The sequence below is a fragment of the Stenotrophomonas sp. 2619 genome (assembly GCF_040548725.1).
Lineage (GTDB): Bacteria > Pseudomonadota > Gammaproteobacteria > Xanthomonadales > Xanthomonadaceae > Stenotrophomonas > Stenotrophomonas maltophilia_AP.
The window spans coordinates 1-25,368 of sequence record NZ_JBEPSF010000009.1 but is presented as its reverse complement, the minus strand read 5'-3'; the positions used below and the strand labels follow the sequence as shown (position 1 = coordinate 25,368).

Sequence of the window (25,368 nt, the reverse complement as noted above, 5' to 3'; positions counted from 1 at the left end):
CGCTCCGGTGCAGCCAGGTGCCGGGCCGGCGCGAAAGCGACCGGCCCGCAGGTTCAGAAGCGGTAGTCGAAGCCCACCGTGAAGTAGCGTCCGCGCAGGTCGTACTGGCTGAAGTCGTACGGCGCACGGATGCCCGGGAAGGACGCATCGTACGGCGGTTCCTCGTCGGCCAGGTTCTGGATCTTGGCGTACAGGGTCAGCTTTTCCACGCCGGTGTAGGCCAGGTACAGATCGAACTGGCTGTAGGCGTCCACGCGGTCCTGCACGGCGGTGGCCGCGGCGCTGGCCTTCTGGTCGTAGCCACTGGTGTAGTACCAGGTCAGCGCGGTGCGGAAGTCGCCGTAACTCCAGTCGAAGGTGGTGGTGGCCTTGTTCTTGGGCAGGGTCGCGCCGAGGTTGCTGCCGGCGTAGTCGACCAGCGGGCCACCGACCACGGTCGGGCGGCTGTAGTTGCGCACGTGGGTAAAGGCACTGCTGAGCGCGAAGTCGCCGGCGCGTTCGGTCGGGAAGCGCTGGCGCAGTTCCACGTCGAAGCCGGAGGTCTTCAGCTCGCTCAGGTTCTGGTAGCGGTTGTATACCGCCAGCAGCTTGCCGCGCTCATCGCGCAGCACCGCGCCGGGCACGTTGTCGGTGACCAGGGTCTGGGTGTTGTTGGTGCCCACCAGGTTCTCCAGCTCGATGCGGTAGTAGTCCACGCTCAGGCTGGTGTTGGACCACGGCGAAAGCACGATGCCGGCATTGAAGCTCTTGGTGCGCTCGGGCTTGAGGTCGTTGTTGCCCACGGTGAAGAAGGTCGGGTTCTGCCGCGAGCCCGGCACGTCCGGATCACGCGGGTCGATCACGCTGCCGTAGGCGATGCTGGTGCTGTTGGAATTCTCCGACAGCGACGGCGCGCGGAAGCCCTTGGAGGCGGCCGCACGCACCAGCAGGATGTCCCACGGCTGCCAGCGCAGGCTCAGCTTGGGCGAGAAGGCATCGCCGAAATCGCTGTAATGGTCGGCGCGCGCGGCCGCCTGCAGTTCCAGGCGCTCGGCCAGGGGCACGTTGACTTCGGCATAGGCCGCCGTGACCTTGCGCTCGCCGTGTACTTCGGCGATGGCCGGGCGGATCTGCAGGCCGGCATCGATCTGCCACGGGTTGTTGGAATCGAGTTTCTCGCGGCGCCATTCGGCACCGGCGGCGAAGCCGATCTCACCGGCCCAGGTGTGGCCCAGCGCACCGGAGATCTTCGCATCCACGCCCTGCAGCACCGACTCGGCGGGGCGCAGCGTGCTGATGTTGATCGCGTTGAGCACCTCCGGCGATGTCGCCGCCGGGTCGAGCAGGTTGTAGCTGCCGTTGGCCAACGCAGTGGCCAGTGCGTACCGGTTGGCGAAGCCGCCGGACACCGTTTCGCGCTCGCTGCTGCGTGCGCCGAACGCGCCCACTTCCCAGTCCCAGTTCTGCAGGCTGCCGCGCAGCCCGACCAGGCCGCGGTAGGCCTGCGACCGGTTGGTCTTGATGGTCGGGCCAAGGTTGAAGAAGGTGTACTCGATCGGCACGGCGCGGCCGTACGGGTTGTACGGGCTGCTCGCCGGCAGGTTGGACGACACCGGTTCGGCCAGGCCGGTATCGGCGTTGAGCGCGAAACGGCCGCTTTCCAGGGTGAAGAACGGACTGCTGCCGAACCAGGACACGCCCTTGATGTCGCTGTAGAGCACTTCACCGAACGCCTCGACGCTGTCGTTCACCCGGAAGGTGCCGTTGACATAGGCCTGGTAGCGCTTGGTGGACGGAATCAGCGTGGTGTACGGGGCCTGGTTGAAGCCGCAGGTGTTGCCGGCCAGGCCATCGATCGGCGCGCTGGCCACCAGCGTGGAGCCCTCGGGGCAATTGCCGTTGGCGTCCAGCATCGGCACCGAGGTGCCGTTGATGAGGTAGCGCGCGCCCTTGGCCGACCAGCCGTTCCAGCGGCCGCCGGGCTTGTCGGTGTAGATGCCGGACTTGGTGAGGTCGCGCTGGTCCTGGTCCAGGCGTTCGCGGTTGTAGCCTTCCAGGCTGACCAGGATGTTGTAGCCGTCGGCGTCGAGGTCACCGATGCCGCCGATGAACTTCAGGTTCTGCTCGTCCAGCCCGCCCTGGTCGGCGGTGCCGAGGCTGCCACCGAGTTCGGCGCCCTGGAAATTCTGCCGGGTGATGATGTTGACCACGCCGGCCACCGCGTCCGAGCCGTACACCGCCGAGGCCCCGTCCTTGAGCACTTCGATGCGTTCCACCGCCACCAGCGGCAGCGCGTTGAGGTTGACGAAGGTGTCCGACAGGCCGCCGGCCGGGAAGCCGTAGTTGGCCAGGCGACGGCCGTTGAGCAGCACCAGCGTGTTCTTCTGCGACAGGCCGCGCAGACCGATGCCGGCCGAACCGGACGCCCAGCCGTTGTTGGTGGTCTCGTTGTTGGCGTTGCCGGTGTTGGCCGAGATCGAGCGCAGCAGGTCGGCGACGGTGGCCTTGCCGGTCTCCTCCAGCTGCTGGCGGTCGATCACCTGCACCGGATTGGCCGACTCGGTGTCGGTGCGCTTGATGTTGGAGCCGGTGACGCGCACGGCGGCAAGGGTCTTGCTTTCGCCGGCGGCGGCGGCATCGGCGGCGGTATCGGCAAACGCAGGCAAAGGCGTGGCCAGTGCAGCAGACAACGCTGCTACAAGAAGAGTGTGCTTGGGCATGAACTTCAGTGGGGTGGTGGACGACAAGTTCCGCAGTAGTCCATGCCTGGCGATGAACCGGCCAATAACATCTCTTCATACGGATATAAGAGAAACTAACATCTCTTCATCCGGATGGATAGATTTTGTTGCATCTGCATCCATGTCCCGCCCCCACGCCGGCCTGGGCCGACCGCTACAATGGCGGCATGGAAATCTTCAAAGTCTTTACCCTCGAAGCGGCCCACCGCCTGCCCAACGTGCCGCCGGGCCACAAGTGCGCGCGCCTGCACGGGCACTCGTTCCGGGTGGAACTGAAAGTGGAAGGCGAACCGGGCGAGCAGACCGGCTGGATCATGGACTTCGGCGACGTCAAAGCCGCCTTCCAGCCGATCTACGATCGCCTGGACCACCACTACCTCAACGACATCCCGGGCCTGGAGAATCCGACCAGCGAGCGCCTGGCGATCTGGATCTGGGACGAACTCAAGCCGGCCCTGCCGCAGCTGAGCGAAGTGACCGTCCACGAAACCTGCACCTCCGGCTGCCGCTACCGCGGCTGACCCGGCGGCGTGCGGGCGCACAGCGCGGTCGGGCTGGCCGCTGGCCGGCTCCCCGCCAGCCGTCAGCGCCCTCCACCCCACGCAACCCATTGATTGGTAACCGGTTCAGCCGAAACCGGACCACAACTGGCAACAAGATGTTGCAATGCAATATTTTCGGCGTATGCTGCATTGCATCAACGTTCTCGAGCCGCTCCCATGGCGTCCGCGTTCACCGATTCCTTCAGCGACTACACCCGCCAGCTGGCCGCCACGGCCACGCGTGCCAATCGGCTCGCGCTGGAAAATGCCGAAAGCATGTTCGGCGTGCAGTTGAAGACGCTGGAGAAGAACATCACCGCCACCAGCGGGTTCTTCGGTGAAATCGTGCAGTCACAGGAACCGGGCACGCTGCTGCCCAAGGGCGCGCAGCTGGCCCGTGACAACCTCGCCCGTTGGACCCATGCCCACCAGGAAGTGGTCGGGCTGGGGCTGAAGGCTTCGGAAGCCTTCAGCGAGCTGGTCCGGGGTCCGTTCGCGGACGCCACTGCCAAGGCGGGCGCTGCCAGGCGCTGAGCCACACCCGCATCGAATTTGCGTGGGTCCCTCCCCCCACGCAATCCCAGACCCGACAGAACCCTCCCTCTGTCGGGTCTTTTTTTTGGGATCTCGCCGGGGGTCTACTCAGAAGGTGTACGCCAGGCTGGTGGTCCAGGTAGTGAGCCGTGCCTTGTCGGCGCCTGCGGCGTTGGCCACGCGATTGCTCATCTTGCCCGCGAAGGTGTAGTCCGACCGCAACGCCAGGGAATCGGTCAGGTGGAGGTTCACGCCCACACCGGGGGTCAGACTGAAGGCCCTTTCCCGGGTAGATCCTGCTTCGGACGCGGTCGGGGCGCTATAGCGCTGCAGGCGGGTGCCGACCGCGAGCTTGCCGAACGCTTCCACGCGATTGCCGACCGGCAGCACCACCAGACCCCCCACGTCCACGCTGCGATGGGCGAGTGTGCCTTGTGTACCGCCGCGACCGGAGCCCACCGTGCTCTGCAGCGACGATTCCACGGCGAAGTTCGGTGCCAGGCGGTAGCCGGTGCCCACGGTGTAGAAGGAGCCCGAGCCCCTGGCCGAGTGGCGCCTGCCATCCTCGGCCGACGCTGCCGAGCGCGTGAGGTCCGCGCTCGCCTTGCCGATCCCCCCGTATACGTAGGCGCCTGCGCGGTCGGCAGGTGCGGCATGGGCAGTGCCGACCATCAGTGCGGACATGACCGCGAGCAGGGAAAGGACGTGCTGGGTGGAAACATGCTTCATGGAAACCTCCATCGGTTGGGGAGCGGTCAGCGTGGGCTACCGCCGGCGGCCTGTCAGTGCAGTTACGGTGTGCCCATCGCAACGGTGTTGGACACTGTGTGACCGCGTGTAACCGCGTGCACGCACGCGCGGCATGGCGCTAGCGGCGGTGCGTTGCGTACCACGCCTGGAACATCAGCACCGGCCACAGATGTGTGTGCCACTTGCGCTGCCCGGCGCAGAAATCACGCCACATCGCGCCGACCACGGCGGCATCGAAGAATCCCTCGCGCTGCAGGCGCGCCGGTGCCAGCAACGCGTCGGCCCAGCTGCGCAGGGGGCCGGCCAACCAGGTCGCCATGGGCGGGCCGAACCCCTGCTTGGGCCGGTCAACCAGTGCATCGGGCAGGTGCCGACGCAACAGGTCCTTGAGCACGCGTTTGTGCACGCCGCCGGCGTATTTGGCCGCGTCGGGAAGCGACCAGGCGTAGCGCATCACGTCCAGGTCCAGCAGCGGCGCGCGCGTGGTCAGGCCGTAAGCGCGCGCCGCCCGATCCACCTTGGTCAACACGCCTTCGGCCAGGTCCATGCGCGTATCCAGATAGCGGACGCGCTCGGCATCGCTGCCGCAGCCCAGCCATTGCGCGGGGTCGCTGAAACAGGTCGGCGCCTCGCGCGCCCCCAGCACCACGCACGCGGGGTCCCGCCATCGCGATACGCGCACCAGGTAGTGCTGTTCCACCTCGTGCGCGGCAAGCTCGGCGCCCACGGCTGCCAGTCCTCCCAGCCGTGCCCGCTCCGGTGCGGCACGGTAGCGGGCAACCAGTTCGTCTCGCAGCCAGGCAGGACAGTGCCTGGCCCAGCGCGCATTGCGCACCGCGCGCGCATACGCGGCGTGCCCATGGAACAGCTCGTCCCCTCCATCACCGGTCATCACCACATCGCGGTGGCGCGACACCAGTGCGCTGGCCAGCAACGTCGGCAATTGCGAGGGGTCGGCGAAGGGCTCGCACCATACCTCCGGCAGCGCGGCAAGACTGTCCATCAGTTGCCGCGGCCCCATCACCTGTTCGGTATGTCGACAGCCCAGGTGACGCGCCACCCGCGCGGCCCATTGCCGTTCGTCATGGCCGGTGTGGTCGAAGCCAAGGGTGAACGTGTCGATGGGCAAACGGCTGTGGCCCTGGGCCAGTGCCGCCACCACGGACGAATCGGTACCGCCGGAAAGGAACACCGCGGCCCCCGCCTGCCGCGCCGCCCGGCATCGCTCCAGCGCCGGGACCAGTACGCCTTCAAGCCCGTCCACCCAGTGCGATGGCGCCCCGGGTGCCCGCGCATGCGCCTGCATCTGTTGGCGAATGCACCAGTACGCCTGACTGGACGCATGGGGATCGTGGCCGCTGGGTCCGGCAGCCCGGGCCGCGGTGTCCAGGACAACCATGTGACCGGGCCGTAGCTTGAACACCTCCTGATAGATGCTGTGCGGCGCTGGGATGTAGCCAAAGCGCAGCAGCAGTGCCAGCGCATCCCGGTTGATCGTCGCGGCGAACATCGGATGGGCCTGCAGCGCCTTGAGTTCCGAACCGAACAGGAAGGCGCTGCCACTCCATCCGTAGTAGAGCGCGCGCTCGCCGGCGCGGTCGCGGGCCAGGCTGAGGGTGCGCTCCTGCACATCCCACACGGCGCACGCGAATGCACCGTGGCAGCGCTGCAGGCTGGTCTGCAGACCCCAGGCGGCCACGGCCGCCGCCAGCACGGCTGCGTCGCAGGTGGCATCGGCCGCCCTGTGGCCAAGCGCCTCCTCCAGTTCCCTGCGGTTGCCGAGCACACCATCCAACACCAGCACGTAGCGGCCACACGGCGAATGCGCCGGCATCGCGTCCCGCTGTCGGATCGGCCCGCAGGCGGCCAAGGCGACGCCGGCGGACGCATCGTGCCAGTGGAACCAGCGCCTGCGACCGTGCCGGCACAGCATCGTCGCCATGTCGCCGATGCCCGCGTGCACGGGCACGCCGTAGGCGTGGGCGACACAGTCCAGTGCGCCGCACAGCCCCATCATCGGCGGCTCCGCCGTGCCAGACCGGCACGATCATCATCACACCCGCAGGCGGGCAACTGCGGGACGGTACATACAGTGCGATGGGCCATGTCGGGCTCCGTTGGTGAACCCCTGCGATGCTCGCAGCGGGCACCGCAGCCGTCAGCACTGCTTTCGTACCGGGTTTGCAACCGAACGTGACCGCCCGGTAACACCGCGTAACGGCCACCGTGCGCCCGCACCCGATTACGACAGATCGCCTTGTGCTGCCCGTGCAGGCCGGGGCAGCATGCGCTCCCCGCCCCGGACGCCGCAGGAGGTCGAACATGATCGATATCGTGGTCATCGAAGACGACGTACGACTTGGCGGGCTGATCGCCAGCTATCTGGAGCGCCACGGCTACCGGGTGCTGCACCAGGCCGACGGCCTGTGCGCCGAGGCGACGATCACGGCGCATGCGCCGGCCATGGTCCTGCTGGATGTCACGCTGCCAGGCCGCGACGGTTTTGAGATCTGTCGTTCCCTGCGCCCGCGCTTTGAGGGTGTCATCTGCATGCTGACCGCGCGCACCGACGATATCGACCAGGTGGTCGGCCTGGAGCTGGGCGCGGACGACTACATCGGCAAGCCGATCGAGCCACGCGTGCTGCTCGCCCGTATCCGTGCGCACCTGCGCCGCACGCCGTCCCCTGACAAGGAAAGCGACGCGCTGGTATTTGGTCGTCTGCAGCTGGATCGCGGCACCCGCGAGGTGCGCTTTCGCGACCTGCGCATCGAGCTCAGTGCTGCCGAGTTCGACCTGCTGCGGGTACTCGCCGAGGGCGCGGGCCGGATCCTGTCCCGGGACGACCTGTTCAAGGCACTGCGCGGTATCGGCTTCGACGGTGCCGACCGCTCCATCGACGCGCGGGTATCGCGGCTGCGGCGCCGCTTCGGCGACGACGACGATGGTTCCCAACGCATCAAGACCGTGCGCGGCAAGGGCTATCTGTTCAATCGGGATGGGTGGGCGTGAGCCCGGGGGCGGCGCGCGCGACAGCGCCACTGGCCAGCGGACGCCCGCGCACACCGGGCCACTTCGGCCTGTTCGTGCGCTACTGCGCCGGCTTCGTGGCGGCGTACATGGTCGTCATCTCACTCGGCGGCGCACTGTCGATGTCCATCCCCACCCTGGACGAGTACGACCATGCCCGCTACGTGCAGGCCCAGGTCAGTGGTACCCACCATCTGCTGGCGCTGCGCTTCGCCCAGACCCCGCCGGCACGGTGGCCTGCGCTGCGCGAGGAAGTGCAGCGCGGGTTCGCCTACCCGATCGAGCTGGTCACGCTGCAATCCACCCGGCGCGTGCTGAAGGCCAGCCAGTTCCAGCACCTGCAGGACGGCGCGGTGGTGCTGCGCGCGGATGCCCGCAAGTCCTACCAGCGGCTGTCCGGCAGCGACCAGGTGCTGGTGCTGGGCGACTTCAACGATTACCCGATGCCACCGGCGCCCTGGTATGCGTCCGACCTGGTGCACGTGCTGGTGCTGCTGTTCAATGCCGTCATCGCCGTTGCCCTGCCGCTGTACTTTCTGCTGTATCGGGTATGGCGGGATGTGTACGTGCTGGGCGCTGCCGCACTGGCCATTCACGATGGACGACTGCACGCCGACATCCCGCCAACCCGTACCCGGTTGGTGCACCCCCTGCAGCAGTCGCTGCAGGCGATGGCCTCGCGGCTGCGCGCCTTGATGGATGCCCAGCGCATTCTGTCCGACGCCGTGGCCCATGAAGTGCGCACACCGCTGGCGCGGATGCGGTTTGGCATGGAGATGCTGCGCGAAGCCACCAGCCAGCGCGAACGGGAGCGCGAACTGGACGGCGTGCTTGGCGACATCGCGCGCCTGGAACGGCTGACCGAGGCGGGCGTGGGCTACTCGCGGATCGGGTGCATGCAGCGGGTGGAACGTGCGCCGGTGATGCTGGACGCGCTGTTCGACCAGGTCCTGTCAGCACAGACGCCGCCGCACCCGATCCAGTGCTCGATCCGTATCCAGCCTGAGATCCACCTCTGGGCGAACCGCGAGGCCCTGCAGCTGGCGCTGCGCAACCTGGTGGGAAATGCACTGCGGTTCGCACGCAGCCGGGTGCGGCTCACGGCCAGCTGCGAGGGCGGCTGGGTGATCCTGGCGGTGGATGACGATGGCGACGGCGTGGACATTGGCCAACGCGACAAGATCTTCGCGCCTTATGTGCAGCTGCATGCGCACGCCGACGGCTTCGGGCTGGGCCTGGCCATCGTTCGGGTGGTGGCCGAAAAACACGGCGGGGAAGCCGATGTGCGGCGTTCGGCGCTGGGCGGCGCGCAGTTCAGGCTGCTGCTTCCACCCTGACCCGTTCGCGGACGGTCAGCGCCGCCCGGGCGGTGCCAGGGTGGGCAGACTGAACACGAACAGCGCGCCCTCGCGACTGTCCATCAGGCGGATCTGCCGATCATGCAGTTGCAGGATGCGGTGCACGATCAACAAGCCCAGCCCGCCGCTGTCCGGGCGCGCACTGCCCAGCGCCGGCGGCGTGCTGAACAACGACGCGCGGCGCTCGGGCGCGATGCCCGGGCCGGTGTCGGCGATGGCCACCTGCACCTCGCCGTCCTGCGCGCGCAGCACCACTTCGATGCGACCGCCCTCGGGCGTGTGCCGGATCGCATTGTCGAGCAGGTTGGTCAGCACCCGCTCGATCAGCCCCAGATCGGCCACGACCGCGGGCAGCCCGGGCGGAATGTCGGCGGTGAGCGTCTGCCGGCGCGCCTGCGCGGCCAGCTCGAATTTCTGGAACACGTCCTGGACCAGGTCGGGCAGCGAGAACGCCTGCAGGTCCAGGCTGACTCCGCCGTGCTCCAGCCGGGCCAGTTCGAACAGCGCCTGTGCCAGCGCGCCGACCTTGCGGCTCTGCGCCAGCGCGATGCCGAGGTAGCGCTGGCGTTCGTCGGCGCCCAGCGTGGCGTCCTTCAATGCCAGCGTTTCCAGGTAGCCATGCAGCGACGACAGCGGCGTGCGCAGGTCATGGGAGATGTTGGCCACCAGTTCGCGCCGCTGCAGGTCCTGTTCGCGCAGCTGCTGCCATTGTTCGCCCAGGCGCTGGCCCATGTGCCCGAAGCTGTGCTGAAGGATGGCCAGTTCGTCGCGCTCGCCGGCGCGCAGCGGGGTGGGGGGCAGCGGCATGCCGGCACCGGCGGCGTCCACGTCGAAGGCCTGGATGCGCCGGGTCAGCTGGCGCAGCGGACGGGTCACCCATCGGAACGCGACCACGCCGGCCAGCAGCCCGACCACGGCCACGATCGCCAGCGACCACAGCGTGGTGCGCAGGGTCGCATTGGCGGCGATGTTGGCCGCCAGCGCCTCGCGCTGTTCGCCCACCAGCACCACGTAGATGTAGCCGGCCTGGCGTCCCTGCACCCACAACGGCGCGGCATTGAAGACCTTGCGGCCGGTGGCGCTGCGCGGGTCGTCGCCGAGGATGGGCAGCGGCTCGTCATGCAGCAGCGCCTGCACCGGCGCCAGGTCCACGCGGTCGCGCTTGAGGTGGCCGTCGGGCGCGTCGTGGCCCAGGATGCGGCCTTCGTCGTCGAGCAGGTAGACCTCGACGCTGGGGTTGACCGCCATCAGCTTGCCGAACAGCGCGCGCACTTCGCCGCCGCGCATGCCGCGCGCGTCCATCAGTTCGCCGCTGCGTGCGATGTGCTCGGCCAGCCCGCGCGACAGCCGCTGCACGGTTTCCTGTTCGTGCATGGCGGTGCTGCGCATCTGGATCCACAGCAGCGCGCCGCAACAGGCCAGCAGCAGCGCGCAGAACACCACCGACAGGCGTTGGGACAAGGTCAGGCGGATCATGCCGCGTCCCCATCGGTGTCGACCAGCTTGTAGCCCCGTCCCCACACCGTCTGGATGCGCTGCGGCGCGGCCGGGTCGCGCTCGATCTTGTTGCGCAGCCGGTTGATGTGGGTGTTCACGGTGTGCTCGTAGCCGTCGTGCTGGTAGCCCCAGACCTGGTTGAGCAGGTCCATGCGCGAGTACACCTGCCCCGGGTGACGGGCAAAGAAATACAGCAGGTCGAACTCGCGCGGGGTCAGTTCCAGGGGCCGGCCTTCCACCTGCGCGGTGCGTGCAACCGGGTCGATGCGCAGCCCGGCCACCTCGGTTTCTCCGGCGTCGATGCGCGCGTTCTGCGCCATGGCCTCTACCCGCCGCAGCAGCGCCTTCACCCGCGCCACCAGTTCCAGCATCGAGAAGGGCTTGGCGAGGTAGTCGTCGGCGCCCAGTTCCAGGCCCAGGATGCGATGCACTTCGCTGGCCCGCGCACTGGTGATGATGATCGGCGTGTAGCGCGCCATCGCGCGGGCACGCTTGCAGATCTCCAGCCCGTCCACGCCCGGCAGCATCAGGTCCAGCACCAGCGCGCTCCAGGGCTGCGCCTCGAGCAGGGCCAGGCCCTCGTCGCCGGTGGCGGCGTGGGTGACCTCATAGCCTTCGTCGCGCAGGTGCATGCGCAGCAGGTTGGCGATGTGGACGTCGTCTTCGACGATCAGGACACGCTTGGCGCTGCTCATCGGGGCGGGCGGGCCGGTAAGGGAACAGGCTGCATTGTCGGCCGATCCGGGCCCGGATGTGTCACGGAAAATTTAACCCTGCGTGAGGATTCGTTGACCGGCCCGGGCGCAGCATGGCCGCATCGTTTCCCTCCCAGGAGATCGGCCATGCGTTACACCCGTCGCAATGTGCTCGGCATGGGCGCCATGACGGCCGCCGCCGGCCTGTTCGGCCTGACCGCCTGCAGCGGCCCGGCACCGGCCGCACCGGCGGCCCCCACGCGGCGTTTCGAGGTGATGCGCACCGACGCGCAGTGGCGTGAACAGCTCAGCCCGGCCGCCTACGCCGTGCTGCGCCGCCAGAGCACCGAGCGGCCCTACAGCAGTCCGCTCAACAAGGAGCACCGGCGCGGCACCTTCAACTGCGCCGGCTGCGCGCTGCCGCTGTTCTCCTCGTCCACCAAGTTCGACAGCGGCACCGGCTGGCCCAGCTTCTGGGCGCCGCTGCATGGCGCGGTGGAAGAGGACCGTGACACCACGCTGGGCATGATCCGCATCGAGGCGCACTGCCGGCGCTGCGGTGGCCACCTGGGCCATGTGTTCGATGACGGTCCACGCCCCACCGGCCTGCGCTACTGCATGAACGGCGTGGCGATGAGCTTCACCGCGGCCTGAGCGCCGCCTCCCCTGCATCCTGGAAGGATCTGACCATGTTCCTGCTTGTCCTGGCCTACCTTGGCGGCGTATTGACCATCCTCAGCCCGTGCATCCTGCCGGTGCTGCCGTTCGTGTTCGCGCGTTCGGACCGCCCGTTCCTGCGCAGCGGCCTGCCGCTGCTGGTGGGCATGACGCTGATGTTCGCGGTGGTGGCCAGCCTGGCCGCGGTGGGCAGCCAGTGGGTGGCCCAGGCCAACCAGATCGGGCGCTGGATCGCACTGGTGGTGATGGCCGTGTTCGCGCTGGCGCTGCTGTGGCCATCGCTGGCCAACCGCCTGCTGTCGCCCTTCCAGCGGCTGGGCGCGCGGCTCAGCGCCTCGGCCGATGCCGCCAGTGATGCCGGGCGCGGCGGGGTGGGCACCTCGCTGCTGATCGGCATTGCCACCGGCCTGCTCTGGGCGCCGTGCGCCGGGCCGATCCTGGGACTGATCCTCACCGGCGCGGCGCTCAACGGCGCCAGCGTCGGCACCAGCGGGTTGCTGCTGGCCTATGCGCTGGGCGCGGCCACGTCGTTGGCGCTGGCGATCTGGATCGGCGGGCGCGTGTTCGCCGCGCTCAAGCAACGCCTGGGCGTGGGCGAGTGGATCCGCCGCGCGCTCGGCGTGGCCGCGCTGCTGGCGGTGGTGGCGATCGGCATGGGCTGGGACACGGGGGTGCTGACCCGCCTGTCCACGGTGAGCACGGCCAAGCTGGAGCAGGGTCTGCTGGACGTGTTGCCGGGACAGGAACCGGCCGCAGGCACTTCAATGATGATGATGGCCGCCAACGCACCGGCCGGTGCCCCGTTGCCGGTGGAAGGCACCCTGCCCTCGCTGGCCGGCGCCACCGGCTGGCTCAACAGCCCGCCGCTCAGTGCCGAGGCGTTGCGCGGCAAGGTGGTGCTGGTCGATTTCTGGACCTACTCGTGCATCAACTGCCTGCGCGCCATGCCGTATGTGCGCGAGTGGGCCGAGCGCTACCGTGACCACGGCCTGGTGGTGATCGGCGTGCACGCGCCGGAGTTCGCCTTCGAGCGCAGCCTGGGCAACGTGCAGCGCGCGGTGAAGGACCTGAAGGTCACCTACCCGGTGGCGATCGACAACGACTTCGCGATCTGGCGCGGCTTCAACAACCGCTACTGGCCCGCGCACTACTTCATCGATGCGGAAGGCCGCATCCGTGCGCACCACTTCGGTGAAGGCAATTACGCGCAGTCCGAGCAGATCATCCGCCAGCTGCTGCGCGAGGCCGGCAACACCCTGCCCGACGAACCGGCGCAGCCAATGGCGATGGCGGCCGCCGCGCCGCGCGATGGCATCGAGCAGCAGGCCGACATGCGCAACCTGAAGTCGCCGGAAACCTACCTGGGCCATGCGCGCGCGCAGAGCTTCGCCTCGCCGGGCGGGCAGCAGCCCGAGCGCGCCACCGACTACACCGTGCCGGCCACGTTGCGCTTGAACCAGTGGGCGCTGGGCGGGCGCTGGACGGTGGGTGATGAAGACGCGCACCTGGACGCGGCCGGTGGCCGGATCGCCTTCCGCTTCCATGCCCGCGACCTGCACCTGGTGCTGGCCCCGGCCGTGGATGGCACGCCGGTGCGCTACCGCGTGCGCATCGACGGCCAGCCGCCTGGCGCAGCCGCCGGCGGCGACGTGTCGGCCGATGGCAGCGGCCAGGTTGGCGAGCACCGGCTGTACCAGTTGATCCGCCAGCGCGGCGATGTTCGTGAACGCACCTTCGAGATCGAGTTCCTTGATCCGGGCGTGCATGCCTATGCCTTTACGTTCGGTTGAGCCCTGGAGGCCTTCGATGAAGATCGCAATGGACAAACTGGTGGCCGGCAGCATCGCGGCGGTGATCGCAGCGATGACCATCACCGCGGTGGTCAGCCTGGACCGCCCGGCGCAGGCGGCCACGGCGCAGGCGCAGGCGCTGGTAACGCTGCCTGCGCCCACGGGCACGGCCGACTTCAAGCCGCCCGGCATCCACCGCGCCCAGGTGGTGTTTGCGGGCGGCTGCTTCTGGGGCGTGCAGGGCGTGTTCCAGCACATCAACGGCGTGGACAACGCGGTGTCCGGCTACATCGGCGGCAGCGCGGGCGATGCCAGCTACACCCGGGTGGGCAGCGGCGGCACCGGCCATGCCGAAGCGGTGCAGGTCACCTACGATCCGTCGAAGGTGAGCTACGGGCAGCTGATGCAGGTGTTTTTCTCGGTGGCCCACGACCCCACCCAGCTCAACCGCCAGGGGCCGGATCGCGGCACGCAGTATCGCTCGGCGGTATTTGCCGATGATGCCGGGCAGCGCGATGCGACCCAGGCCTACATCGCCCAGCTGCAGCGCGCCAAGGCGTTTGCCGGGCCGGTGGTGACCACGGTCGAGGGCGGCAAGCGCTTCTATCCGGCCGAGGGCTACCACCAGAACTACCTCACCCTGCACCCGGAGTCGCTGTACATCCGCATCAACGACCTGCCGAAGGTGGAGGCGCTCAAGCGCCAGTACCCGGCCCTGTACCGCGAGAAGCCGCGCTTGGTGTCCACGCTGTCGGCGCGCTGAAAGACGCCGCACCCCGGTAGAGCCGACCGTTGGTCGGCTGCTCTTGCCTGTCTGCCGGGATACGGTCAGCCGACCAACGGTCGGCTCTACCCCGGAACGATGCGTCGGCGGTGGGCTCTCCCTGGATGCGGGCAGGAAAAAAGCGCACGGCGAAACACCGCACCGCCGTGCGCGAGGGAAGACCTGGCATGCGCCGCAGGATTGCCCGGGGCGCTGGATCGAGCATGCTAGGCTGCGCGCATCAGCGGATACAGAGCCAGCTTCCGGCCATCCGCACGGTTACAGATTGCGGCGGACTCTCCCCATGGCAGCCAACCTTTACCAATCCCTGGCCGATGAAATGGCCGATGCCATCCACAGCGGCCGGCTGCCGGTGGGCACCCGCCTGCCCTCGCTGCGTGGCCTGGCGGCACAGCGCCAGCTCAGTCTCAACACCGTCATTGCCGCGTATCGCCAACTGGAAGATGCCGGGCTGGTGGTACCGCGGCCCAAGGCCGGCTTCGTGGTCAGCCCGCGCCTGGCCGAACCGACCCGCTCGCTGCGCCAGGCACCGTCGCTGGCCACCACCCAGGCCCAGCAGCTGATGATGGCGCGGGTGCTGGCCGCGCAGCAGCAACCGGGCATCGTCGACCTGGCCTTCGCCGGCCCCCGCGGCCGTCGCTTCTATCCGGGCGACAAGCTGGCGCGCAGTACCGCGCAGGTGCTGCGCCGCGCCGGCATGGTGGAAACCTATGCGCGCCCGAATGCGGCCACCCGGCTGCTGGAGCAGATCGTACGGCGCGGGCCGCGGCTGGGCCTGCACACCAGCATCGAGCGCCTGGTCCTCACCCATGGCGCCATGGAAGCACTGCAACTTGCCCTGCGCGCGGTCACCCGGCCCGGCGACGCGGTGGGCATCGAGGCGCCGTCCTACTTCAACCTGTACCCGTTGCTCAGCAACCTGGGCCTGAAGGCCATCGAGCTGCCCACCGACCCGCGCCGCGGGCTGGACGTCGATGCCGTGGCCGCGCAGTTGGAACGTGGCGCGCTGCGGGCGATCGTGGCCATGCCCACCGTGCACAACCCGCTCGGCTGCACCATGCCGGTGGCCGAGAAGCGGCGCCTGGCCGCGTTGGTCAACCACTACCGCATCCCCCTCATCGAAGACGCGGTGTACGCCGAGCTGCAGTTCCAGGAACCGCTGGCGCCGCTGCTGAAATCCTTCGATGAAGACGGCTGGGTGATGGTGTGCAGCAGCTTCTCCAAGACCCTGGCGCCGGACTACCGCATCGGCTGGCTGGACGCGGGACGGTTCGCCGCCGACATCCAGCTGCTCAAGTTCCAGTCCACCGGAGCCGAGCCGCGCCTGCTCGGCGAGGCCGTGGGCGCGTTCCTGGAAGCGGGCAGCTACGAGCACCACCTGCGCACGCTGCGCCGCCTGTACAACGACCAGGTGCGGCGCGTGCGCGCGTTGATCGCCCAGCACTTCCCGGCCGGCACGTTGGCCACCCAGCCCACCGGCGGCTTCCTGCTGTGGGTGGAGCTGCCGGCCGGCATCGACACCGGCGCGCTGTTCGAGCAGGCCCTGGCGCGCGGCGTGGTGTTCATGCCTGGCCAGGTGTACTCACGCGGCGCGCGCTACCGGCATTGCCTGCGGTTGTCGTGCTGCCAGGAACTGGACGCGGCGTACGTGGACGCCATCGCCACGCTGGGCCAGCTGGCCTGCGCGCTGCGCGACGCCTGAGCCCTGGTCCCGCGGTTACAGCTGCAGGCACCCGGCCAGCGCGGCCGGATCGGCCCCGGGCGCGAAGGGCAGGCGGCCCAGGCACGGCATCGCCAGGCGGTCGCGCAGCATCGTCATGTTGTCGTCGATGCGCGCCATCTGCGGATCGACCGCGTTGCCGATCCAGCCGATGCAGGTGGCCCCGCTGGCCGCGATCGCCGCTGCGGTGAGCCGCGCGTGGTTGAGGCAGCCCAGCCGCAGGCCCACCACCATCACCACCGGCAGCCGCAGCGCGTGGACCAGGTCGGCCTGGTCCAGCGTCGCCGACAGCGGGGCCAGCCAGCCGCCCACGCCCTCCACCACCACCGTGTCGGCCTGTGCGCGCAGCCGCCCGAAGGCCGCCTCGATCGGGCCCAGCGCCAGCTGCACGCCGGCATCGGCGGCGGCCAGCTCGGGCGCCAGCGGCAGGGGCAGCGCATACGGATTGAGGTCGGCGTAGGCCGGCACCGGCTGGCTGGCGGCCAGCAGTGCGGTGGCGTCCTCGTTGCGCCAGCCGTGCGCGGTGCGCTCGCAGCCGCTGGCCACCGGCTTCATCCCCACCGCCGTGCCACCGCGCTGGCGCAGCGCGTGCAGCAGCACGCAGCTGCTGAAGGTCTTGCCGATGCCGGTATCGGTGCCGGTGACATACAGGGCGGGAAGCGGGTAGGCGGTCATCACGGCGGGGATCGGGAAGGAGCGGTGCATTATCGGCGGTCCCGGCGCGGCCTGCTGCTTGCTAGACTCCGGGCATGTTCGATACTTCCACGCTTACCGGCAGCAAGCCGGAACAGTACGGCCAGCTGCTGGCCCAGGCCCGCGCACTGGTACACGGCGAGCGCGACCGCATCGCCAATGCGGCCAACCTGTCGGCCCTGGTCTACCACGCCCTGCCGCACCTGAACTGGGTCGGCTTCTACTTCTTCGACGGCACCGAGCTGGTGGTCGGCCCGTTCCAGGGGCTGCCGGCCTGCGTGCGCATCCCGCTGGACAAGGGCGTGTGCGGCGCGGCGGCCAGCCAGCGCGTGACCCAGCGCGTCGACGACGTGGATGCCTTCCCCGGCCACATCGCCTGCGATTCGGCGTCGCGCTCGGAACTGGTGGTGCCGCTGGTCCAGGGCGATACCCTGATCGGCGTGTTCGATCTGGACAGCCCCTCGCTGGCGCGTTTCGACGCCGACGACCAGGCCGGCCTGGAGGCGATCGCCGCGGTGTTCGTCGAGGCCTTGGGATGAGCACCAAGCTGCGCAACATCGGTCCCAAGAGCGCGGCCTGGCTGCGCCAGGTCGGGTTGCGCACGCCCGAGGAGCTGATCGCGATCGGCGCGGTCGGCGCGTTCGTGAAGGTGCGCCGCGCCGGCTTCAAGCCCAGCCTCAACCTGCTCTACTCGCTGGAAGGCGCGCTGCAGGACTGCCATTGGCAGGAACTGCCCGAAGCGCGCCGCACCGAACTGGTGGCCGAATACGAGGCCATCATCGCCGACAAGCCCCTGAAGAAGGCACCGCCGGCATCCGGCCCGGTCTACGACCGCACCGCCGAGCGCCGCGATGACGAGGCCGACACCGACGAGGCACCGCCGTTCGACGAGGCCCCGTAGAGCCGGGCTTTGCCCGGCTGGTATTGGCGTTGTATTGCGGCATGAAAGCAGCCGGGCAGAGCCCGGCGCTACGACAACCGGTCGCGCGGTAAACAACGGGCGCATGGCGATGCGTTGATCAATCCGGCGCCCTTGTGTCCGGGGGGCGCGGCAGAGCCCGGCTCTACGTTCATGCGGCATCACCACATCGGCGCCAGCCGGGCAGAGCCCGGCTCTACGTGCATTGCCGGCGCCAGCCGGTCAGGGCTGCTGCAGTTCCAGCAGTTCGCCCCACAGGCGGTCGTCCTCGCGCTCCACGCGCAGCTGCAGGCGGGTGCCGTGGTCGATGCGCAGTGCCCAGCACATCGCCATCGGCAGGCCGCACACCTGCGACAGCACCATCCGCAACGGGCCGCCATGGCTGACGATCAGCGTGGACGGCGGGTCTCGGTCATCCAGCAAGCGGTGCAGCCCACGGGCAATGCGGCGCTCGAAGTGGCCCCAGCTTTCGCCGTGCGGCGGCGGGTTGGCGTGCGGGTCCAGGTGGAAGGCCGACAGCTCCTGCATCGGCAGGTCATGCAATGCCTGGCCATCCCAGTCGCCGAAGTCGAGTTCGGCCCACTCCTCGTCGGCCACCACCTCCACCCCGTGCGGCACTGCCAGCGCATCGGCGGTGGCCAGCGCACGCTGGCGCGGGGAGCTCACCACGCGTTGCCATTGCCGCCCCGCATAGCGTGCGCACAGGGCCGCGGTACTTCCGTCTTCCAACGCGGGATCACTGCGCCCGTCCAGATGGCCGTCACGGCCGGTGCTGGCGTGGCGGATCAGGTCCAGGATCACGCCGCAACCTGCGCGGTGGACGGTGCGGAACGGTGCTGCAACCTCGATGGGTTCATGGGCATCACATCGTGAAACGAGCGGCATTCTAACCGCTCGCCCCGACCGCTCCGGTGCGCCGGCTGCCGCAGGCGGGCCTTTGCTCTACACTGCGCGCACTTCCAGGTGACCTGCGGCGCATGCCGGCAGGTTGAAACGGGAAGCCGGTGACGCAGCAGACCCTTGCCTGCCACTCCGGCGCTGCCCCCGCAACGGTAAGCGTGGAAACACCCGGCATTACGCCACTGTGCTTGCGCATGGGAAGGCGCCGGGTGCGATGGCCCTGGCCATCGGCCCGCAAGCCCGGAGACCGGCCTGGAAGACGACTGGTTGCGATGCGGCGGGCATGGCGGCGGCAAGCGGCGCCGTGCGCGTTCGCCCACCGTCGATCCATCCCTGCAGCGCGATCATCCCCACCCCTTGCCGCGCGGGCGTGCGCGGTGCATGGAGTCATCGATGAAGCTGCAGATCCAAGTCCTTTCCCTGGCCGTGCTGTCGGCCCTGCCCCTGCTGGCGTCGGCCCAGGATGAGGCGACCGCGCTGGACCAGGTGCTGGTCACCGCCACCCGCACCCCGATCGCCCTGCAGGACAGCATCTCCCCGGCGCAGGTGATCGACCGCGCCGAGATCGAGCGCAGCCAGGCGCCCTCGCTGCAGGACCTGCTGCGCGGCCGTGCCGGCATCAACATCAACAACAGCGGTGGCCTGGGCAAGCAGAGCTCGCTGTTCCTGCGCGGCACCAACTCGGCCCACACCCTGGTGCTGGTCGATGGCGTGCGCATCAACACCGGCGACCTCGGCCTGGCCATGCTGCAGGACCTGCCGCTGGCGCAGATCGAGCGCATCGAGATCGTGCGCGGCCCGCAGTCCAGTCTGTACGGCGCCGATGCGATCGGTGGCGTGATCCAGATCTTCACCCGCCGCAACGCCGGCACGTTCGCTCCGCACGTGCAGGTGGGTGGCGGCAGCAACGGTCTGCGTGAGGCCAGCGGTGGCTTCGGCGGCAGCGGCGAGCGCGGCTGGTTCGGCACCGACATCGCCTACCAGCACACCGACGGCATCAACGCCTGCCGGGGCGACGCGGCCACCTTCGCCGGCTGCGGCGCCGATGAACCCGACCGCGACGGTTACCGCAACCTGTCCATGAGCCTGCGCGGTGGCTATGCGCTGACCGACGCGCTGAGCGTGGAAGGCACCGCGCTGCGCGCCGAGGGCGAGAATCACTACGACGGCTACTACAACTATTCGGAAACGCTGCAGCAGGTGCTCGGCGGCAAGGTCCGCTACACCCCGTCCGAACGCTTCAACCTGACCGTCAATGTCGGCCGTGCCGACAACGAGTCGGACAACTACGACGGCAGCACTTGGCTGGGGGCGGCGCAGACCCACCGCGACAGCGCCTCGGCGCAGGCCGACATCGGCATCGCCGAAGGTCAGCTGCTCAGCGCCGGCGTGGACTGGAGCCAGGACAACCTGGACGGCAGCAGCGCCGGCTACCTGGTCGACAGCCGCGACAACACCGGCGTGTTCGTGCAGTACCAGGGGCGTTTCGGCGCGCACCACCTGCAGGCCAGCGTGCGCAACGACGACAACGAACAGTTCGGCAACCACACCACCGGCAGCCTCGGCTGGGGCCTGGAGCTGGGCAGCGGGTTCCGCCTCAACGCCAGCTACGGCACCGCGTTCAAGGCACCCACCTTCAGTGATCTGTACGACCCGTGGAGCGGCGTGCCGGGCCTGGACCCGGAAAAGTCGAAGAGCGCCAACGTCGGTATCGCCCAGCAGGGCGACGGCTGGCGCTGGGGCCTGGACGTGTATGAGACCCGCATCGACGACCTGATCACCTACGACGCCACCACCTTCATGATGTCTCAGGTGGAAAAGGCCCGCATCCGCGGTGCCGAGTTGACCGGTGCGATCACGCTGGCCGGGTTCGACGTGAACGCCCAGCTCAGCCACACCGATCCGCGTAACCGTACCGACGGCAGCGCGCAGTTCGACAACTGGCTGGCGCGCCGCGCGCAGAACACCGCCCGCCTGGACATCGACCGCCGCTTCGGCGACTTCCGCGCCGGCATCACCGCCAACGGCGCGGGCAAGCGCTACGACAACGCGGCCAATACCGTGCGCCTGGCCGGTTACGGCACGCTGGACCTGCGCCTGGAATACGCGCTGAGCCGCGACTGGTCGGTGCTCGGCCGGGTCAGCAACGTGTTCGACCGCGACTACGAAACCGTGGCCTGGTTCAACCAGCCTGGCCGCGAGTACCGCCTGAGCGTGCGCTACCAGCCCAAGTAAGCGCGCGGGACGGCGGCACGCCCGCCGTCCCACCGCCGGGTGGGTGCCGACCGTGGGTCGGCACGCTTGCCAACCGCCGTCGGTTACAGCGCCAGCAGTTCGCGCAGATCGTCCATCACCGCCACCGCCGCGACGTTGTTTAGATCGAGCCCGCGCGGATACCCATAGCGCACCAGCGCCACCGGCATGCCCGCGTCCACCGCGGCGCGGTAGTCGGTGATCGAATCACCCACCATCAAGGCGGCCTGCGGAGCCACGCCGAAGTGCGCTGCAATGTGCCGCAACGGCGCACCGCTGGGCTTGCGCTCGGGCAACGAATCGCCGCCCAGCACCAGTGCAAACTGCGCCTGCAGCCCGAAGTGCTGCAGCAACGGCGCCACCAGGGCCGATGGCTTGTTGGTGCAGATCGCCAGCGCCACGCCGTCATCGCGCAGTGCCTGCAACGCCGCTTCCACACCATCGAACAGACGCGGGCTGCGCAACAGGCACGCCTCGTAATGCCGCATGAAACCGGGCATCACCGTGTCCAGGTCGACGGCTCTGCCGGCCGCATCGAACGCCTGCTCCACCAACCGACGCACGCCATCGCCGATCCAGGTCAGCACAGTGGCCTCGGGCACGCGCGGCAACTGCCAGTCCTGCAGCGTGCGGTTCAGCGCTTCGGCAATATCGGCCGCACTGTCCACCAGCGTGCCATCCAGATCGAATACCACCAACGGATACGGGTACGACACAACTCAACTCGCTTGTACGACGTGGGGAGGGTCATTGTACGGAGGTGCGTGTGTGATGCCGATGCACGCCCGGGTAGAGCCGACCGTTGGTCGGCTGCACGGTTGCGGTTGCGGTTGCGCGGCGTGCTGATGCGAGGTTGCCGGGTCAAGTGCAGCCGACCAACGGTCGGCTCTACCGGTGCCGCGTTTACAGCTGGGCCAGGAATTCCGGGCTGGCAAACCGTTCCACCAGGAAATCCAGGAAGCTGCGCATGATCGTCGGCAGCTGCCGGCGTGACGCATACACCGCGTGGATGCCCAGCCCTTCCACCTGGTAGTCGGGCAACACTTCAATCAACTCGCCACTGCGCAGCAACGGCGCGATCTGGTAGGTGGGCAGCATCGCGATGCCCGCGCCGGCGCGTACCGCTTCCAGCAGCAGGGATGCTTCATTGGCGCTGATGTTGCCGCCCACCGCCACCGCGATCGCGCGGCCATCGCGCTGCAGGTGCCACACGCTCTTGCCCACGTAGTGGTGGGTCAGGCAGTTGTGCGCGGCCAGCGCGTCGGCCGTGGTCGGCGCACCGCGTTCGGCCAGGTACGACGGCGCCGCGCACAGCACCGAACGGCACGGGGCCAGCCGCCGCGCGATCAGCGCCGGGTCGATCGCACGCGAGATGCGCACCGCGATATCCACGCGTTCTTCGACCAGGTTGACCACCCGGTCCACCAGCAGCAGCTCCACCCGCGTCAGCGGATACCGCTTGACGAAGTCGGCCACCGCCGCGGCCAGGTGGATCTGCCCGAACGACACGCTCGCCGTGACCCGGATCAGCCCGTGCGGTTCGGGGTTGTCGGTGGCCAGTTCGCCGTGCAGTTCATCGCCGATGGCCAGGATCTGCCGGAACCGCAGCAGCGCCGCCTCGCCCGGGCCGGTCAGGCTGATCCGGCGCGTGGTCCGGTGCAGCAACCGCGCGCCCAGCCAGCGCTCCACCTCGGCCAGGTAGCGGGTCACCATCGCACGCGACATCTCCAGCGCCTCGGCCGCCGCGGTCAGGCTGCCACGCTCGACCACCTCCACGAACACGTTCATCGCCGTCATCCGGTCCATTTGATCGATCCGCGCAACAAATTAGCCCGTTATACGCGGTTTTTCGTTCGATTCCAGACGCATACGCTGGCCTTCCTTCCTCAACGGATCCGCCCCCATGAAAATTGCCCTCGTTGGTGCCACCGGCAACATCGGCCGTGAAATCGCCCGCCAGGCCCTCGCCCGCGGCCATCAGGTCACCGCCATCGTGCGCCGTGAAACCGACCTGCCGGCCGAACTGAACGGCGCCCAGCTGGCCGTCGCCGCGCTGGATGACACCGACGCCCTGGCCGCGGTGATCGCCGGCCACGACGTGCTGGCCAGCGCCTTCGGCCCGCGTCCGGGCGATGCGCCCAGCACCGTGACCACCACCAGCGCCGCGCTGGTCAAGGCCGCGCGCCAGGCCGGCGTGCCGCGCTTCATCATGGTCGGCGGCGCCGGCAGCCTGGAAGTCGCCCCCGGCGTGCAGCTGGTGGATACCGAGGGCTTCCCGGATGCCTACAAGCCGGTTGCCCTGGCCGCACGCGAGACGCTGAAGCAGCTGCAGGCCGTCGACGACCTGGACTGGACCTTCTACTCGCCCGCCGCCGAGATCGGCCCCGGCCCGCAGCGCGGTGGCTTCCGCACCCAGGCGCGCAGCTTCCTGGTGGGGGCCGACGGCCACAGCCGGATCAGCTACCCCGACTACGCCGACGCCTTCGTCAGCGAGATCGAAACCCCGCAGTACGTGCGGCAGATCGCCACGGTTGCGTACTGACGCGCCGCCGATGTGAAGCAGCCGACCAACGGTCGGCTCTACCGGGCCCGGTGTCATGTCGGGGCCGTCCGGACCCGGTGTCATGTCGGGGTCGTCCGGTCCCTGATTCACGTCGGGGTCGTTCGGCCCCGGTGTGATGTCGGGGCCGCTCTGCACAGGAATTCTTGATATGCCGAACGTCTCCCGCACCACCCTGGCCCTGGCGTTGACGCTGGGTACCGCGCTCGCCGTGACCGCACCGGCCGCCAGCCACGCCGCCGCGGCCACCGCCGAAGCCCACGCGCTGCAGGTGCAGCCCTACCACCCCGGCGACAAGGCACTGTTCTCGGTCGCCTCCACCCTGGTTACCGGCCGCCGCGAGGCGATCCTCATCGACGCCCAGTTCGCCGCGTCCGACGCCGCCCAACTGGTGCAGCGCGTCCGCGCCTCCGGCAAGCAGCTGACCACCATCTACATCAGCCACGGCGACCCGGACTACTACTTCGGCCTGGCCACCCTGCAGGACGCCTTCCCCCACGCCCGCATCGTCGCCACCGCCCCCACCGTCGCTCACATCACCGCCACCCAGGCCGGCAAACTCGCCTACTGGGGCCCGCAGATGGGCGCCGATAAACCCAGCCGCATCGTCATTCCCCAGGTCCTCGACGGCGACACCCTCACCCTCGAAGGCCAACCGCTGCGCATCCTCGGCCTCGATGGCCCCACCCCGGACCGCACCGTCGTCTGGATCCCCAGCCTGCGTACCCTCGTCGGCGGCATCCCCATCGTCGCCGGCGAACACGTCTGGATGGCCGACACCCAAAGCCCGCAATCGCACGCCGATTGGCAGAACACCCTGGCCACCCTCGCGGCCCTCAAGCCCGCCCACGTCATCCCCGGCCACTACGCCCGGGGCGCCGCCCTGGACGCCACCGCCCTCACCTTCACCGCCCATTACATCCGCGCCTTCGATGAAGAAACCGCGCGCAGCAAGAACGCAGATGCTCTGATTGCCGCGATGAAAAAGCGCTACCCGACCCTGCAGGGCGTGGGTTCGCTGGACATCAGTGCCAAGGTCGCGAAGGGCGACATGCAGTGGCCGTGATCGCGCGCCGCGCAGCAGAGAAAGCGATGTAACGCATCCAGAAAAAAGCGCCGCGTTGATTGTTGTCATGCCACAACAGAACGTTGGCAGACCACGGGCAGTCGATCGGGATGCGACCCTACCAGACAGCACATTCCGAGCACCGTAAGCACGGCGGGCAGAAAGCGCGCGATCGTTGGCGATCAGTGCGAAGGTCGCGAAGGGCGACATGCAGTGGCCGTGATCGCGCGCCACGCAGCAGAGAAAGCGATACAACGCATCCAGAAAAAAGCGCCGCGTTGATTGTTGTCATGCCACAACAGAACGTTGGCAGACCACGGGCAGTCGATCGGGATGCGACCCTACCGGGCAGCACATTCCGGGCACCGTAAGCACGGCGGGCAAGAAGGCGCGCGATCGTTGGCGATCAGTGCGAAGGTCGCGCAGCGCGAAACGCAGGGGCCGTGATCACGTAAGTAGAAGTGGAAAGCCGATGTGACGCATCAAAAAGCAAAGCGCGATGTTGTTCAGTGTCGTGCCATAACCGAACGTTGACGGCGCATCGGCAGTCGATCGGGATGCGACCCTACCAGGCAGCACAGACCACACCCCCATTCCCCATCCCCCATCCCGCATTCCGCATTCCGCATTCCGCATTCCCATTCCCATTCCCATCCCGCAATCCGCATCCGGCATCCGGCGCACGAAAGCATGACGTGCAAGGCGAGCATCGAGCGTTGCAGCAACGACGCCGTTGCCTTCCCCAACGCGCAGAAAGAGTGTCGGAGGGTGGTGGGGGGGGGGTGGGGGGGGCGGGGGGGGGCCCGGGGGGGGGCCCCCCCCCCCCCCGGGGGGGGGTGGGGCGGGGGCCCCCCCCCCCCCCCCCCCCCCCCCCCCCCC

General features: G+C 68.9%; 22 protein-coding genes and 1 riboswitch. Of the genes, 13 read left to right on the top strand and 9 right to left on the bottom strand.

Annotated elements, in window-relative coordinates; all coding sequences use genetic code 11:
* Nucleotides 1-53: 53 nt before the first annotated feature.
* The gene (locus ABIA71_RS10545; RefSeq protein ID WP_354285270.1) at nt 54-2,699 is read right to left on the bottom strand and encodes a TonB-dependent receptor; all 2,646 of its coding nucleotides are present in this window, start codon (nt 2,697-2,699) and stop codon (nt 54-56) included.
* 188 nt (nt 2,700-2,887) lie between these two features.
* Here ABIA71_RS10545 and queD point away from each other — a divergent pair, with 188 nt between their 5' ends.
* Nucleotides 2,888-3,241 (top strand): 6-carboxytetrahydropterin synthase QueD, encoded by a 354-nt coding sequence (gene queD / locus ABIA71_RS10540; protein ID WP_128095932.1) that lies wholly within the window; start codon nt 2,888-2,890, stop codon nt 3,239-3,241.
* Between the two features lie 198 nt (nt 3,242-3,439).
* Nucleotides 3,440-3,796: a phasin family protein gene (locus tag ABIA71_RS10535; RefSeq protein WP_354285159.1), complete on the top strand. Its 357-nt coding sequence runs from the start codon at nt 3,440-3,442 to the stop codon at nt 3,794-3,796.
* A gap of 108 nt (nt 3,797-3,904) precedes the next feature.
* Here the strand turns inward: ABIA71_RS10535 and ABIA71_RS10530 are convergent, their stop codons facing one another.
* Nucleotides 3,905-4,525, bottom strand: coding sequence for an outer membrane beta-barrel protein (locus ABIA71_RS10530; protein ID WP_354285158.1), 621 nt, complete (start codon nt 4,523-4,525; stop codon nt 3,905-3,907).
* Between the two features lie 139 nt (nt 4,526-4,664).
* On the bottom strand, nt 4,665-6,563 hold the full coding sequence (locus tag ABIA71_RS10525) for an asparagine synthetase B family protein (RefSeq protein ID WP_354285157.1): 1,899 nt from the start codon (nt 6,561-6,563) through the stop codon (nt 4,665-4,667).
* Nucleotides 6,564-6,868: 305 nt separating this feature from the next.
* Between ABIA71_RS10525 and ABIA71_RS10520 the strand changes: the two genes are divergently transcribed.
* Both ABIA71_RS10520 and ABIA71_RS10515 read left to right on the top strand, forming a co-directional pair.
* Entirely contained in the window at nt 6,869-7,558 is a 690-nt protein-coding gene (locus ABIA71_RS10520; protein ID WP_354285156.1) for a winged helix-turn-helix domain-containing protein, read from the top strand.
* Entirely contained in the window at nt 7,555-8,913 is a 1,359-nt protein-coding gene (locus tag ABIA71_RS10515; RefSeq protein WP_354285155.1) for an ATP-binding protein, read from the top strand. The genes ABIA71_RS10520 and ABIA71_RS10515 overlap by 4 nt, the downstream gene beginning before the upstream one ends.
* Before the next feature lie 15 nt (nt 8,914-8,928).
* On the opposite strand, the gene ABIA71_RS10510 is transcribed toward ABIA71_RS10515, so the two are convergent.
* Nucleotides 8,929-10,410 (bottom strand): sensor histidine kinase, encoded by a 1,482-nt coding sequence (locus ABIA71_RS10510; RefSeq protein WP_354285154.1) that lies wholly within the window; start codon nt 10,408-10,410, stop codon nt 8,929-8,931.
* On the bottom strand, nt 10,407-11,126 hold the full coding sequence (locus ABIA71_RS10505) for a response regulator transcription factor (RefSeq protein WP_038690669.1): 720 nt from the start codon (nt 11,124-11,126) through the stop codon (nt 10,407-10,409). Before ABIA71_RS10505 ends, ABIA71_RS10510 begins: the two co-directional genes overlap by 4 nt.
* A gap of 147 nt (nt 11,127-11,273) precedes the next feature.
* Between ABIA71_RS10505 and msrB the strand changes: the two genes are divergently transcribed.
* The 4 genes from msrB (at nt 11,274) to ABIA71_RS10485 (ending at nt 16,080) form a co-directional block, all read left to right on the top strand.
* A complete protein-coding gene (msrB, locus tag ABIA71_RS10500; RefSeq protein ID WP_354285153.1) occupies nt 11,274-11,780 on the top strand; it encodes a peptide-methionine (R)-S-oxide reductase MsrB in 507 nt (168 codons plus the stop codon).
* 35 nt (nt 11,781-11,815) lie between these two features.
* The gene (locus ABIA71_RS10495) at nt 11,816-13,594 is read left to right on the top strand and encodes a cytochrome c biogenesis protein DipZ (protein ID WP_354285152.1); all 1,779 of its coding nucleotides are present in this window, start codon (nt 11,816-11,818) and stop codon (nt 13,592-13,594) included.
* A gap of 16 nt (nt 13,595-13,610) precedes the next feature.
* The gene (msrA, locus tag ABIA71_RS10490; protein ID WP_354285151.1) at nt 13,611-14,357 is read left to right on the top strand and encodes a peptide-methionine (S)-S-oxide reductase MsrA; all 747 of its coding nucleotides are present in this window, start codon (nt 13,611-13,613) and stop codon (nt 14,355-14,357) included.
* Nucleotides 14,358-14,661: 304 nt separating this feature from the next.
* Nucleotides 14,662-16,080, top strand: coding sequence for an aminotransferase-like domain-containing protein (locus tag ABIA71_RS10485; protein ID WP_354285150.1), 1,419 nt, complete (start codon nt 14,662-14,664; stop codon nt 16,078-16,080).
* 15 nt (nt 16,081-16,095) lie between these two features.
* Here the strand turns inward: ABIA71_RS10485 and bioD are convergent, their stop codons facing one another.
* The gene (bioD, locus tag ABIA71_RS10480; RefSeq protein WP_354285269.1) at nt 16,096-16,773 is read right to left on the bottom strand and encodes a dethiobiotin synthase; all 678 of its coding nucleotides are present in this window, start codon (nt 16,771-16,773) and stop codon (nt 16,096-16,098) included.
* Nucleotides 16,774-16,847: 74 nt separating this feature from the next.
* On the opposite strand from bioD, the gene msrC reads away from it, so the two are divergent.
* Both msrC and ABIA71_RS10470 read left to right on the top strand, forming a co-directional pair.
* Complete coding sequence (gene msrC, locus ABIA71_RS10475; RefSeq protein ID WP_354285149.1) at nt 16,848-17,330, top strand: free L-methionine (R)-S-oxide reductase MsrC; 483 nt, start codon at nt 16,848-16,850, stop codon at nt 17,328-17,330.
* Complete coding sequence (locus ABIA71_RS10470) at nt 17,327-17,692, top strand: TfoX/Sxy family protein (protein ID WP_354285148.1); 366 nt, start codon at nt 17,327-17,329, stop codon at nt 17,690-17,692. Before msrC ends, ABIA71_RS10470 begins: the two co-directional genes overlap by 4 nt.
* 240 nt (nt 17,693-17,932) lie before the next feature.
* Here the strand turns inward: ABIA71_RS10470 and ABIA71_RS10465 are convergent, their stop codons facing one another.
* On the bottom strand, nt 17,933-18,511 hold the full coding sequence (locus tag ABIA71_RS10465) for a histidine phosphatase family protein (RefSeq protein ID WP_354285147.1): 579 nt from the start codon (nt 18,509-18,511) through the stop codon (nt 17,933-17,935).
* 143 nt (nt 18,512-18,654) lie between these two features.
* Nucleotides 18,655-18,880, top strand: a riboswitch (cobalamin riboswitch).
* A 123-nt stretch (nt 18,881-19,003) separates the two neighbouring features.
* Here ABIA71_RS10465 and btuB point away from each other — a divergent pair.
* Entirely contained in the window at nt 19,004-20,845 is a 1,842-nt protein-coding gene (gene btuB / locus ABIA71_RS10460) for a TonB-dependent vitamin B12 receptor (protein WP_354285146.1), read from the top strand.
* An 83-nt stretch (nt 20,846-20,928) separates the two neighbouring features.
* Here btuB and gph read toward each other — a convergent pair whose 3' ends face one another.
* Nucleotides 20,929-21,579: a phosphoglycolate phosphatase gene (gene gph, locus ABIA71_RS10455; RefSeq protein ID WP_354285145.1), complete on the bottom strand. Its 651-nt coding sequence runs from the start codon at nt 21,577-21,579 to the stop codon at nt 20,929-20,931.
* 187 nt (nt 21,580-21,766) lie between these two features.
* Nucleotides 21,767-22,669 carry a LysR family transcriptional regulator gene (locus ABIA71_RS10450; protein WP_354285144.1) on the bottom strand — a complete coding sequence of 301 codons (903 nt, stop codon included), beginning with the start codon at nt 22,667-22,669 and terminating at the stop codon, nt 21,767-21,769.
* Nucleotides 22,670-22,766: 97 nt separating this feature from the next.
* Between ABIA71_RS10450 and ABIA71_RS10445 the strand changes: the two genes are divergently transcribed.
* Both ABIA71_RS10445 and ABIA71_RS10440 read left to right on the top strand, forming a co-directional pair.
* A complete protein-coding gene (locus tag ABIA71_RS10445) occupies nt 22,767-23,405 on the top strand; it encodes an NAD(P)-dependent oxidoreductase (protein ID WP_354285143.1) in 639 nt (212 codons plus the stop codon).
* A 169-nt stretch (nt 23,406-23,574) separates the two neighbouring features.
* Entirely contained in the window at nt 23,575-24,489 is a 915-nt protein-coding gene (locus ABIA71_RS10440; RefSeq protein WP_354285142.1) for an MBL fold metallo-hydrolase, read from the top strand.
* The last annotated feature ends 879 nt before the right edge of the window (nt 24,490-25,368 follow it).